The organism is Autumnicola musiva, from assembly GCF_031846585.1.
GTDB lineage: Bacteria > Bacteroidota > Bacteroidia > Flavobacteriales > Flavobacteriaceae > Autumnicola > Autumnicola musiva.
Genome location: NZ_JAVRHK010000020.1, coordinates 22,314 through 36,046 on the forward strand (window position 1 = coordinate 22,314; position 13,733 = coordinate 36,046).

The following is a 13,733-nucleotide window of genomic DNA, read 5'->3' on the forward strand; positions in this document are numbered from 1 at the left end:
CTATTATATTTACGCAAATAACCCCGATAATTATGAAAAAGTTCCTTGTACTTATTGCTTCAGTTCTTGTTATGGGATGTAAAGGAGATAATTCTAATAATTTGGAGGAAGTCTCCAATTCTGAAACTGATAGTATTATGGAAGAAGATTTTATTCCCGATTCCATTCTTGGTGTAGATAAAATAAAATTCAACATTGAAGAGGCCAACAAACTGGCAGAATTGCCGCTGAATTGTATAGAAACAGAATATCCTAATAAGCTGGGACAAACGCTGGAGAATGCAGATGCAATAGGTGAGCCGCAGGAGTTACATCCCGCTTTCTACGGATGCTTTGACTGGCACTCTTCCGTGCATGCACACTGGTCTCTCGTAAAGTTGTTAAAGCAGTTTCCGGGGTTGGAAAAGGAGCAAGTAATACGTGAAAAACTGAAGAAGTCTCTTTCCGAAGAAAATATAAAATCTGAAGTAGAATATTTTAACCGAAAGGAAAGTGACTCCTATGAACGCACCTACGGCTGGGCCTGGTTGCTTAAACTCGCTGAAGAAGTAAAAACCTGGAATGATCCGTTAGGGGAAGAAATTAACGAGAATCTACAACCGCTAACCAATCTAATTCTTCAGCGGTTTCAAGAATTTCTGCCTAAGCTCAATTACCCGGTGAGGGTTGGGGAGCACAGTAATACCGCTTTTGCTTTGAGTTTTGCATATGATTATGCTGAAGCTACCCAGGACCAGGAACTGCTGGAACTTATATCCAAACGTGCGAAAGATTTTTATTTAAAGGATGATGATTGTCCTGTAAGCTGGGAGCCGGGAGGCTTCGATTTTCTTTCTCCATGTCTGGAAGAAGTGGACATTATGCAAAAAGTGCTGCCTAAAAACGCCTTTAATCTGTGGATAGAAGATTTTATGCCCAATCTTAAAAATGAAGATTTTACCATGGAAGTGGGAGAGGTTTCAGACCGAAGTGATGGTAAGCTGGTGCATTTGGATGGCCTCAATTTTAGCCGCGCCTGGGTATTTTATCATCTTGCAAACAAATACCCTCAGGAGTTTTCTCACCTGGAATCATTAGCAAATGAGCATGTGGCATATTCTTTTCCTAATTTAGTTGAAGATAGCTATGAAGGTGGCCATTGGCTTGGTAGTTTCGCTATATATGCCCTGGAAAAATCCAAAGGGAAGGAGTGAAAAATTTTTTACGCCAGCTAGGTCCCGGGGTTTTAGTTTCTGCGGCTTTTATTGGCCCCGGGACGGTAACTGTCTGTACACTGGCTGGTGTGAATTTTCGGTATGGGCTGCTTTGGGCCCTAATTTTATCTGTAATTTCCTGTATTGTACTTCAGGAAATGTCTGCCCGGGTGGGATTGGTTTCACAAAAAGGTTTAAGCGATTGTATAAGAGAAGCGATAAAAAGACCTTTTTTCAAATTTATAGCGCTTTTACTTATTTTTTCGGCAATTGTAGTTGGTAATGCCGCCTATGAGGCTGGGAATATTACCGGTGCGGTGCTGGGGGCAGAAGCTTTTTTTGGAGATGGAAATTTTTCTTTGGGTAAGTTCACTTTGAATTTATGGAGCCTGTTGATTGGGGGTGCCGCATTTGCCTTACTTGCAATAGGAAACTATAAAATGTTGGAAAAAATTTTTATCAGCCTGGTAATATTGATGAGCATTTCTTTTATAGTCACTGCTCTAATTACCAGGCCAGATCTTATTGAAATTTTAAAAGGTTTTGTTCCTGCGGCTGGTTCTGCTGAAATTATTACGGTAATTGCTCTTATAGGAACTACAGTGGTACCTTATAATCTTTTTCTTCATGCATCACTGGTAAGCGAAAAATGGAAACATGCCGAAGATTTACCTGTGGCAAAAAAGGAACTGTCAATTTCTATTATCCTGGGTGGAATGGTTTCTATGGCTATTGTAATTTGCGGTGCATCTTCCAGTTTAACCGAAGTTTCTTCGGCAGCAGATCTGGCAGCGGGCCTGGAGCCATTATTTGGCAAATTAGCCACGTTATTCATGGCAGTTGGATTATTAGCCGCGGGAATAACCTCATCGGTTACAGCGCCTTTGGCTGCCGCATATGTGGTAAAAGGTTGCTTGGGATGGGGTGACGGCTTAAAATCTTTCAAGTTTAAAACGGTATGGGCAGTTGTGCTTCTTTCCGGTGTTTTCTTTTCTTCAGTTGGAATAAAGCCTGTCCAAATAATTCAATTTGCCCAGATTGCCAATGGAATCCTGTTGCCTGTCATTGCAATTTTCTTAATTTGGATTGTAAACCAAGATTCGGTCATGGGGAAATACCGTAACACCAAAAAACAGAATATTATAGCAATTCTTGTATTGGCAATTAGCTTTTTCCTCGGAATTAAATCGGTTTATGCAGTAATCTTAAACTTTTAAAAGATGAAAGAAATACATATAAATTGCGATCTGGGCGAGGGAGGCGATTTTGATGCTGAACTAATGCCACTGATTTCTGCCTGTAATATTGCCTGCGGAGGACATGCCGGAAATTCGGTATCTATTAGCAGGACCATTGATCTCGCGATTGCTAATAATGTTGAAATTGGAGCTCATCCTTCCTATCCCGATAAGGAAAACTTTGGAAGAAAATCACTTAAATTACCAGATGAAGATTTAATAGCTTCTATTATAGAACAGGTAAAGCTGGTAAAGAAAATAGCTGAAGAAAAAGGAGGAAAGATTTCTCATGTAAAACCTCATGGAGCACTTTATAATGATGCCGCAAAGAATAAAAAAACAGCAGAAATCGTGCTGGATTCTTTAAGGCAAATTGAAGGTGATTTTACACTTTATGCACCTTACAATTCTATAATTTCACGCTTAGCCAAACCTGAAATTAAAGTTGTTTTTGAAGCTTTTGCAGACCGTAATTATAATGCAGATTTAAGCCTGGTCTACAGGTCCAAACCTAATGCAATCATTCATCAGGAAGAAGCGGTTTTTAAGCATGTTTTTCAAATGTTTTCTGAGGGAAAAATCAGGAACGGAAATGAGAGCGAAATCAACATTAAAGCAGATACTTTTTGCCTGCACAGCGACACAAAAAATTCAGTACAAATCCTTAGTTTTTTAAATAAAAATCTGCTGGACAGAAATGTTAAAATTAGATAATTATGAAAGAAGATTTTCCGCGGATAAAACCTATGGGTGAGCGGGCAATTCTTATTGAATTTGAGCCGGAAATCAGTGAAAATTTACTGGAAAAAATTTTATTTTATAAGAAAGAAATTGAAAAATATTATAGTGAAGTAAAGATTGAAGTAACTAATACATATAACTCGTTATTAATTAATTACATTGTTAATATAGAGGATGTCTATGGAGAAGTTTTGGTTATTGAAAAGTTAATTAAGGGAGCTAATGTAGTCAAAAATTTTGAAGCCAAACTTTACAGGCTTCCGGTTTGTTATAGTGCAAAATTTGGCGTTGATCTTCAATTGATTTCCGATGAAAAAAATATGGAAATCAGTGAAATTATTAGATTGCATTCCACGGTGGTGTATCCGGTTTATTTTATAGGTTTTTTACCCGGATTTTTATACCTGGGAGATCTGGATAAAAAACTTCATTTCCCACGTAAAAATGAACCCAGAATGAAGATAGAAAAAGGAGCGGTTGGCATTGGGGAAAATCAAACCGGAATTTATCCAAAATCCAGTCCGGGAGGGTGGCAGATAATTGGTAATTGTCCGGTGCCTGTTTTTGATAAAAATAAGCTTCCGCCATGTGAAATTTCTGCCGGGGATAAGGTTAAATTTTATCCGGTTTCCGAAGAGGAATTTGAAAAAATTTCAGAAGAAGTAAGTAAAGGGGAATTTGAATTAAAAGCTGAAAAATATGTTGGGTGAAATTGAAGTTTTACAACCGGGATTATTTTCAACAATTCAGGATTTTGGAAGAAAGGGATTTCAAAAATTTGGTATTCCTCAAAGTGGGGTTATGGATTCTTATGCTGTAAAAAAGGCAAATCTTATATTAAGAAATAAACCTGAAGATTCCGTTCTGGAAATTACACAACTGGGGCCAAAATTAAAATTCCATGAAGCTGCAAAAATTGTTATTTCAGGAGCAAATTTATCTCCGGAAGTAGATGGTGTAGTGGTGGAGCAAGATTCAGTAATAAAAATGAACGGCGGAGAAATACTGTCCTTCGGAAGGAGAAAACTTGGTTGCCGCGCCTACGTGGCAATAAAAGGTGGTTTTAGAACCGAAAAAATTTTTCAGAGCAGAAGCTGGTATGAAGGAATAAGTTCTTTTCAAAAACTTGAGAAAGGTGCTAGATTACCTTTTGAAGTAAACGAAAATGAAAAGAAAGAAACTTTTACCAGTGTAAAGTCTTTTTTGGATTATATGAAATCTGGTGAAGTTGAGGTTTATCCCGGCCCTGAATATGATGAACTATGTGATGCGCAAAAGCTGCTGTTGGAAAAAACTGAATATACCATTGGTAAAAATAATAACCGGATGGCCATTCAGCTTGCTGAACCGTTGGTTAATGACCTAACCGCCATAATTACCGGCCCCGTGTTACCGGGAACAATTCAGCTAACGCCTTCAGGGAAAATGATGGTGCTCATGAGAGACGCTCAGACCACCGGTGGATATCCCAGGATTCTTCAGTTAAGTGAAGATGGAATCAATACTATTGCACAAAAAGTTATGGGGGACAGAGTAACTTTCAAATTTCGCCATTATAAAAACAACTGAAAGAAATGCCGCATCAGCAAATAAAGGTGAAAATTTGATAATTGTATATGACAATGTGCATATGAAAATATTTTTCAACCACAGTATCCCTTATTACTAACTTAACCAATTAGGCAGTATCTTTGCTCAAAATAATGAAAAAGAAAAGTGATTGATTCAGCAAAAATAGAATTACGAAATCTTCGTGTAAAAGATTATGAAGAGTTAAAGATATCCATGATCAAAAGTTATCAGGCGATGCCTAACGAATACTGGTCTAAGGGGGACATTAAAACATTAATAAATAAATTTCCCGAAGGTCAGCTTTGTATTGTTATTGATAATAGGATTGCCGGTTGTGCCCTCTCCATAATTGTGGATTATGATCAGTTTGACGATAATCATACTTACGAAGAAATCCTGGGCGGCGAAAATTTCTCCACGCATACCAAAAACGGAAATGTTCTTTATGGAATAGATGTTTTTATACATCCTGAATTTCGGGGTATGCGTCTGGGAAGAAGGCTGTACGAAGTACGAAAAGAATTATGCGAGCATCTTAATTTAAAGGCAATTGTTTTTGGCGGTCGTATTCCTAATTATTCCAAATATGCTAATGAATTAACTCCAAAAAAATATATTGATAAGGTGAAGCTGCAGGAAATTCATGATCCTGTGCTTTCTTTTCAGCTTTCCAATGATTTTCATGTAAAAAAGGTTATCAAAGGTTATTTACCGGGAGACCATGAAAGTAAGGAATTCGCCACCCTCATGGAGTGGAATAATATTTACTACTCCAAACCTCAAAAGCTGGTAAATACCACAAAAACAGTAGTAAGGCTTGGCTTGGTGCAATGGCAGATGCGCCTGTTTAAAGATTATGAGGCTTTGGTGTCACAAATAGAATTTTTTGTGGATGCCGTAAGTAACTATCAGAGTGACTTTATACTTTTTCCTGAATTGTTTAACGCGCCGCTTATGGCACAATTTAATGATCTGTCAGAACCGGAAGCTATACGGGGTCTTTCGGGATATACAGAGCGCTTACTGGAGACCTTCAGGGAATTTGCCATAAATTACAATATCAATATTATTACCGGAAGTATGCCGCAGGTAATTGGGGAGCATATGTACAACGTGGGGTACCTTTGCCGAAGGGACGGGAGTTACGAACGTTATGAGAAGCTGCACATTACTCCCGCCGAAGAATCTGCCTGGGGAATGAAAGGGGGAAACAAACTTGAAACTTTTGATACCGATTGTGGTAAAATTGGGGTGTTGATTTGTTATGATATAGAGTTTCCTGAAGTATCCCGTATCCTGGCAGAAGAAGGCATGAATATTCTTTTTGTTCCTTTTATGACCGATACCCAAAACGGGTATTCCCGGGTAAAGATTTGCGCCCAATCCCGTGCTGTGGAGAATGAATGTTATGTGGCAATTGCCGGTTCGGTTGGAAATCTTCCTAAAGTGAACAATATGGATATCCAGTATGCTCAGAGTGCAGTTTTAACCCCTTCAGATTTTGCTTTTCCCGTAAATGGAATTAAGGCGGAAGCAACTCCAAATACAGAAAGTACATTGCTGGTTGATGTAGACCTGGATTTGTTGAAGGAACTGCATAACTTTGGAAGTGTGAGAAATATGAAAGACAGGAGAAAAGATCTTTATTCCCTGAAGAAGAAAAAATAATCTCCAGTAGAAAACAGCAATGAGCATAGAGGGCTGAAAATAAATAATTTTTCAGCCCTCTCTCTATTCTTGCAGTTACATTTTCACCACATTATCTTTTTCGATGTAATCCTGCCTGTTCTTTTTAAGTTCATCCATTCCTATTCCCGTTCGGATAGAATAAAATCTTTAATAAAAAGAAAAATTGAACGATAGAAGATCGGTGCGGCAGTGCCTGTCTTTACCTGAATATTAATTTTATTGAAAATTATAAATTTTAGGGTATTGTGTGTTAATATCCTATTATAAATCATAAGACTTAAGAATTTTAGATAAAGTATCATGTATTATGAACGAAATTTTAAGATATAATATTTCCGATTTCGTAAGTCTTCTTCTGTTCCATTTTTTCCAGCTATCGTAACAAAACTCAAATTAACTATCTGTAAATCAGATTATTGTTGATATATGTGTTTTTTTGAAAGTAATTTCCTGTGTTTTCAGGAAGAGGCTAACTATTCCCAAGCTGTTAACTTTAATTTTTATAAGAGAATTAATATAGAATGAACAATAAGTATAGTCAGGTATTAACACAAAGCGATTCACAACCAGCTGCCCAGGCGATGTTGCATGCAATAGGATTAACAAAAGAAGATTTTAATAAACCTTTTATTGGAGTTGCCAGTACCGGATATGAAGGGAATCCGTGTAATATGCACCTTAACGATTTGGCCAAACTGGTAAAACAGGGCTGTAATGAGAGCGAACTCGTTGGCCTTATTTTTAATACTATTGGCGTAAGTGACGGAATTTCCATGGGGACACCTGGAATGCGTTACTCCCTTCCTTCCCGAGATATTATAGCAGATTCTATGGAAACTGTGGTAAACGCCATGTCTTATGATGGAATGGTAACCGTAGTTGGATGTGATAAAAATATGCCCGGAGCACTTATGGCGATGTTACGTATTAACCGGCCTGCGATTTTAGTGTATGGTGGGACTATAGCTTCAGGATGCCATAAGGGGAAAAAGCTGGACGTGGTTTCAGTTTTTGAAGCCTGGGGCTCTAAAGTTTCAGGAGACATAAGTGATGAAGATTACGACAGTGTAATAGAGAAAGCCTGCCCGGGTGCAGGTGCCTGCGGTGGAATGTACACCGCAAATACAATGGCTTCAGCAATTGAAGCATTGGGAATGTCTTTGCCGTACAATTCTTCCAATCCCGCGGTGGGAGAAGAAAAACGTGCAGAAAGTATCGCTGCAGGAAAAGCAATGCGGCTTCTGGTTGAAAAAGATATTAAACCTCGTGACATTGTAAATAAAAGATCCATTGAAAATGCCATTAGGGTGTTAACGGTTCTTGGTGGTTCTACCAATGCGGTGCTGCACTTTCTTGCCATAGCCAAAGCTGCGGAAGTTGAATTCAGTTTAACCGATTTTGAAAGAATATGTGACAGCACTCCATTTCTGGCAGATTTAAAGCCGAGTGGAAAATATGCTATGGAAGACGTTCACAGAGTAGGTGGAATTCCTGCAGTTTTAAAATATATGCTGAAAAATGACATGTTGCATGGGGACTGTCTTACGGTTACCGGTAAAACTTTAGCTGAAAATTTAGCGGAATTACCAGATTTGGATGCCGGTCAGGATGTGATAAGGCCATTGGATAATCCAATCAAGAAAACAGGCCATATCCGCATTCTGTACGGGAATTTAGCTGAAGAAGGTTCCGTGGCAAAGATCACGGGAAAAGAAGGCCTTCAGTTTACCGGAAAAGCAAGAGTATTTAATAGTGAATATGATGCAAATGATGGAATTTCCGAAGGGAAAGTAAAAAAAGGAGATGTTGTGGTAATTCGTTATGAAGGTCCAAAGGGCGGTCCGGGAATGCCCGAAATGCTGAAACCTACCGCGGCTATTATGGGTGCGAAATTAGGAAAAGATGTGGCGCTTATTACCGATGGGAGATTTTCCGGAGGAACCCATGGATTCGTGGTAGGGCATATTACTCCTGAGGCCCAGGAAGGTGGATTAATAGCATTCATTAGAGATGGTGATGAAATCACCATTAATGCGGAAACAAACAAAATTGAAGTGGCACTTTCAGAAGAAGAAATTGCAGAAAGAAAGAAAAACTGGGAGGCTCCAGCCTTAAAATTTAAAAAAGGAGTGCTTTATAAATACGCGAGAACGGTTTCTTCGGCTTCACAGGGCTGTGTGACCGATGAATTTTAATACGGTGAATTATGGAAGTAAAAACAGCAAGTTTCGAAAGAAGGACCACTGAGGCAACAACTAAAGTCTCTGGTGCCGAAGCGGTAATAAAATGCCTGTTGGAAGAAGGAGTGGATACCATTTATGGATATCCCGGCGGTGCGATTATGCCCGTTTATGATGAATTGTACAAATATCAGGATAAGCTCCATCACGTCCTTACCCGCCATGAGCAGGGCGCCACGCATGCTGCCCAGGGTTATGCACGGGTAAGCGGGAAGGTGGGCGTCGCTGTGGCTACTTCCGGTCCGGGAGCTACCAATCTTGTCACCGGTATTGCCGATGCGCAGATAGATTCCACTCCTATGGTTTGTATTACCGGCCAGGTTGGTTCACATCTGCTGGGAAGTGACGCATTCCAGGAGACCGATATTGTGGGAATTTCTACCCCTATCACTAAATGGAATTATCAGGTAACAAGAGCTGAAGAAATTCCTGAAGTGCTGGCAAAAGCATTTTATATAGCAAGATCAGGCCGGCCCGGCCCCGTATTGGTTGATATTACCAAAGATGCGCAATTCGCTTCACTGGATTTTAGCTATAAAAAATGTTCGGGGATAAGGAGCTACAAACCTTTTCCGGAAGTAAACCTTCTGGACGTGGAAAGGGCTGCCGAAGCTATTAACAATGCCAAAAAACCTATGATTGTTTGGGGGCAGGGCGTTATTCTTGGTGGTGCCGAATCTTTACTGAAAGAAGTAGTGGAAAAAGCCGGAATTCCGGCGGCATGGACCATTCTTGGGCTTTCCGCTCTGCCTACCAAACATCCGCTAAATGTGGGAATGGTTGGGATGCATGGCAATTATGGTCCTAATATGCTTACCAATGAGTGTGATGTGCTAATCGCAATAGGGATGCGGTTTGATGACCGGGTAACCGGAAATCTGGAACATTATGCCAGGCAGGCTAAAGTGATTCATTTTGAAATAGACCCGGCAGAGGTTAATAAAAATGTACATGCTGATATTCCTGTTTTGGGCAATGTAAAAGAAACTCTGAAGCTTTTGCTTGAACTGCTGAAGCCCAATAAGCACGAAGCATGGCATCAGAATTTTAAAGATCATTACAATATAGAGTTCGATAAGATCATCAAAAATGATCTAAATGCCGAACGTGGAAAAATTGGGATGGCCGAGGTAATGGATGAAATTAATAAATGCTCCAATGGAGATGCCGTAATTGTTTCTGATGTGGGACAGCACCAGATGGTTGCCTGTCGTTATTCCAAATTTAATCAGACCAGGAGCAATGTTACTTCCGGTGGGCTGGGAACTATGGGTTTTGCCCTTCCGGCAGCAATAGGAGCCAAAATGGGCGCGCCAAAACGGGATGTTGTGGCCATTATTGGGGATGGTGGTTACCAGATGACCATTCAGGAGCTGGGCACGATCTTTCAGACAAAGGTTCCGGTGAAAATTGTGGTTTTGAACAACGGATTTTTAGGAATGGTAAGGCAATGGCAACAATTGTTTTTTGACAGGAGATATGCCTCTACAGAAATGACAAATCCTGACTTTGTAACCATAGCTAAAGGTTATCATATAAAAGCTAATCAGGTGACCGAGCGGGCACAGTTAAAGGATGCGGTTAAGGAAATGATGGAATCGGAAGAAGCCTATTTCCTTGAAGTAAAAGTTGAACAGGAAGAAAATGTATTCCCAATGATACCAACGGGAGCAGCAGTTTCAGAAATATTATTAGAGTAATGGAAAATAAAACCTATACCGTTTCTATCTATACGGAAAACAATCTGGGATTATTGAGCAGAATTGCCGCAATTTTCCTGAAGAGACATATTAATATAGAGAGTATTACCGCTTCCCCAAGCGAGGTGAACGATGTAATGCGCTTTATTATTATTGTGAATGTAACTGAAGAGCAGATAAAGAAAATAGTGGGCCAGATCGAAAAACAGATAGAAGTGATTAAAGCTTTTTATCATACCGATAAGGAAACTATTTTTCAGGAAACCGCTCTTTATAAGATTAAATCGGAAGATTTTCTGGACGATCATAATATCCAGGATTTCATCAAAGAGACCAATGCAAGGATTGTTACGGTTACCAGAGAATTCTTTGTAATTGAAAAAACCGGTAAACGTCATGAAGTAGACCATCTGTATGAGGTTTTAAAACCATACGGATTGATGCAGTTTGTTAGATCGGGTACAATCGCGGTAACCAAAAACGAAATGCCAATATCAGGAATATTAGAAAAATTTAATACAACAAATTCAATATCATGACGAACTATTTTAACAGCCTTTCTTTACGTGAACAATTAGCCCAGCTGGGAACCTGCCGGTTTATGGCACTGGATGAATTCAGCGACGGGGTGGCTGCATTAAAAAATAAAAAAATAGTTATTGTGGGCAGCGGAGCCCAGGGACTAAATCAAGGGTTAAATATGAGGGACAGTGGTCTCGATATTTCCTATGCCCTTCGTGAAGGTGCGATAAAAGAAAAACGCCAGTCCTGGAAAAACGCAACCGAAAACAATTTTAAAGTCGGTACCTATGAAGAAATGATTCCGCAGGCTGATCTGGTAATAAACCTTACTCCGGATAAGCAGCATACTTCTGTGGTAAATGCCATTTTGCCTCATATCAAAAAGGACGCTGTACTTTCCTATTCCCATGGTTTTAATATTGTGGAAGAAGGAATGCAGGTAAGGGACGATATCACCGTAATTATGGTGGCCCCAAAATCTCCCGGTTCCGAAGTAAGGGAAGAATATAAAAGAGGATTTGGTGTGCCAACCCTTATTGCCGTACATCCTGAAAATGACCCGCAGGGGATTGGTTTTGAATGGGCAAAAGCTTATGCCGTGGCAACCGGCGGACATAAAGCCGGAGTTTTGGCTTCTTCATTTGTAGCGGAAGTAAAATCAGATCTCATGGGAGAGCAAACCATTTTATGTGGAGTGCTTCAAACAGGATCCATCCTTACGTTTGATAAAATGGTGGCCGATGGGATTAAACCTTCATACGCGGCAAAACTTATTCAGTTTGGCTGGGAAACAATTACGGAAGCTTTAAAGCATGGCGGAATTACCAATATGATGGACCGGCTTTCCAATCCTGCCAAAATAAGAGCAAATGAAATTTCTGAAGATCTGAAACAACAAATGCGCCCGCTTTTCCAGAAGCATATGGATGATATTATTTCAGGAGCCTTCAGTAGCCGGATGATGGAAGACTGGGCAAATGATGACAAGGAACTATTGGAATGGCGTGCTGCTACAGAAAATACTGCTTTTGAACAAACTGAAGCTACTTCAGAAGAAATCAATGAACAGGAATACTTTGATAAAGGAGTTTTATTAATTGCTTTTGTAAAATCGGGTGTGGAACTTGCTTTTGAAACTATGGTGGAAGCCGGAATAATTGCAGAATCTGCTTATTATGAATCGCTGCATGAAACGCCGCTAATTGCCAATACCATTGCGAGAAAGAAATTATATGAGATGAACCGGATTATTTCAGATACAGCAGAATATGGCTGTTACCTTTTTGATCATTCCGCTAAACCGCTAATTAAGGATTATGTAAATAGCCTTGAAGCTGAAGTGGCGGGGAAATCTTACGGAACCGATTATACAGGAGTGGATAATCAGGAATTAATAGCGGTTAATGACGCTATCAGAAATCACCCGGTTGAAGAAGTAGGGGGAGTGCTGAGAAAAGCTATGACCGCAATGAAGAAAATATACGCATAATGGAGACTTTGCTGGCAGACGAGAAAAGATATAAACCCCGGCTGGAAGCGGTTAAAGATGCCGCTGAAAGAATTGCTAAAGTGGTGGTGAGGACTCCTCTTGCAGATTCTTTTACCTACACCAATAGATATGACGCCCGTGTTTTGCTGAAAAGGGAGGACTTACAGCAGGTGCGTTCTTATAAAATTCGTGGGGCTTATAACAAGATTTCAAGTTTGCCGCAGGACCAGCTGGACAAAGGAGTAATTTGCGCCAGTGCTGGGAATCATGCACAAGGTGTGGCCTTCGCCTGTAATAAGTTGCAGGCGAAAGGCGTCATCTATATGCCCATTACCACTCCGCGTCAAAAAGTGGAGCAAACCCAGATGTTCGGTGGAGAATGGGTGGAGGTTATTCTTAAAGGGGATACATTTGATGACTCCTATAAAAATGCCTTGAAACACGGAACGAAATTGGGCCAGGTGTTTATACATCCTTTTGATGATGAAAAAGTGATTGAAGGCCAGGCAACCATCGCTCTGGAAATCCTGGAACAGGCAGATGCACCTATAGATTATGTATTTGCACCTTTGGGTGGCGGCGGACTTTTAGCCGGGATTTCTTCAGTCTTTAAGGAACTTTCGCCTGACACTAAAATTATTGGTGTGGAACCGGAAGGTGCGGCATCCATGACTTCTTCCCTAAGGGAAGGAAAAGTGGTGGAGCTTTCACAAATTGAACGTTTTGTAGATGGAGCCGCAGTGCAAAAGGTGGGAACACGGAATTTTGCTATCTGTAAGGAAAATTTAAGTAAAATGGTAACTGTTCCAGAAGGGAAGATATGCCAGACAATTCTTGACCTTTATAATCAGGATGCGATTGTGGTGGAGCCTGCCGGGGCAATGTCTATTTGCGCTTTAGATTATTTTGCTGAAGAGATTAAGGGCAAAAATGTGGTATGTATTGTAAGCGGGAGTAACAATGATATTACGCGGACTGCTGAAATTAAAGAGCGAGCCTTGCTGTACCGCGGGCTTAAACATTATTTTATAATAAGCTTCCCCCAAAGAGCCGGTGCTTTAAAAGAATTTGTCGCGAAGGTTTTAGGACCACATGACGATATTACCCATTTTGAATACTCCAAGAAACACCACCGGGAAAATGGTCCAGCCGTGGTGGGAATAGAACTGAGTGATCCGGCAGATTTTGAACCGCTGGTAGAGAGAATGAAGAAAAAGAATTTTTATGGGGAATATTTGAATGACAAACCAAATTTATTTCAATTTTTAGTCTGAAGAATTTTGTGGGTATAAAATTTAATGTACATTTATAATATGATTTCAAAGAGAAACATAATATTACCAGATTTT

Annotated in this window: 11 protein-coding genes; all 11 read left to right on the top strand. The window is 39.9% G+C overall.

All coding sequences use genetic code 11. The features are described 5' to 3' along the window. Positions 1-32: 32 nt before the first annotated feature. A complete protein-coding gene (locus RM539_RS17450) occupies positions 33-1,193 on the top strand; it encodes a DUF2891 domain-containing protein (RefSeq protein WP_311504706.1) in 1,161 nt (386 codons plus the stop codon). Further along, positions 1,190-2,410 carry an Nramp family divalent metal transporter gene (locus RM539_RS17455; RefSeq protein ID WP_311504707.1) on the top strand — a complete coding sequence of 407 codons (1,221 nt, stop codon included), beginning with the start codon at positions 1,190-1,192 and terminating at the stop codon, positions 2,408-2,410. Before RM539_RS17450 ends, RM539_RS17455 begins: the two co-directional genes overlap by 4 nt. Before the next feature lie 3 nt (positions 2,411-2,413). Continuing rightward, entirely contained in the window at positions 2,414-3,145 is a 732-nt protein-coding gene (gene pxpA / locus RM539_RS17460) for a 5-oxoprolinase subunit PxpA (protein WP_311504708.1), read from the top strand. Positions 3,146-3,147: 2 nt separating this feature from the next. Then, positions 3,148-3,882, top strand: coding sequence for a 5-oxoprolinase subunit PxpB (gene pxpB, locus RM539_RS17465; protein ID WP_311504709.1), 735 nt, complete (start codon positions 3,148-3,150; stop codon positions 3,880-3,882). Further along, positions 3,872-4,741, top strand: coding sequence for a 5-oxoprolinase subunit C family protein (locus tag RM539_RS17470; protein WP_311504710.1), 870 nt, complete (start codon positions 3,872-3,874; stop codon positions 4,739-4,741). The genes pxpB and RM539_RS17470 overlap by 11 nt, the downstream gene beginning before the upstream one ends. 147 nt (positions 4,742-4,888) lie before the next feature. Next, positions 4,889-6,412 carry a bifunctional GNAT family N-acetyltransferase/carbon-nitrogen hydrolase family protein gene (locus tag RM539_RS17475; RefSeq protein WP_311504711.1) on the top strand — a complete coding sequence of 508 codons (1,524 nt, stop codon included), beginning with the start codon at positions 4,889-4,891 and terminating at the stop codon, positions 6,410-6,412. A gap of 542 nt (positions 6,413-6,954) precedes the next feature. Next, a complete protein-coding gene (gene ilvD / locus RM539_RS17480) occupies positions 6,955-8,628 on the top strand; it encodes a dihydroxy-acid dehydratase (protein WP_311504712.1) in 1,674 nt (557 codons plus the stop codon). 11 nt (positions 8,629-8,639) lie between these two features. After that, entirely contained in the window at positions 8,640-10,373 is a 1,734-nt protein-coding gene (gene ilvB / locus RM539_RS17485; protein ID WP_311504713.1) for a biosynthetic-type acetolactate synthase large subunit, read from the top strand. Next, complete coding sequence (gene ilvN, locus RM539_RS17490) at positions 10,373-10,912, top strand: acetolactate synthase small subunit (protein ID WP_311504714.1); 540 nt, start codon at positions 10,373-10,375, stop codon at positions 10,910-10,912. The genes ilvB and ilvN overlap by 1 nt, the downstream gene beginning before the upstream one ends. Then, positions 10,909-12,384 carry a ketol-acid reductoisomerase gene (gene ilvC / locus RM539_RS17495; RefSeq protein ID WP_311504715.1) on the top strand — a complete coding sequence of 492 codons (1,476 nt, stop codon included), beginning with the start codon at positions 10,909-10,911 and terminating at the stop codon, positions 12,382-12,384. Before ilvN ends, ilvC begins: the two co-directional genes overlap by 4 nt. Continuing rightward, positions 12,384-13,658, top strand: a complete 1,275-nt coding sequence (gene ilvA / locus RM539_RS17500) for a threonine ammonia-lyase IlvA (RefSeq protein ID WP_311504716.1) — start codon at positions 12,384-12,386, stop codon at positions 13,656-13,658. The genes ilvC and ilvA overlap by 1 nt, the downstream gene beginning before the upstream one ends. The last annotated feature ends 75 nt before the right edge of the window (positions 13,659-13,733 follow it).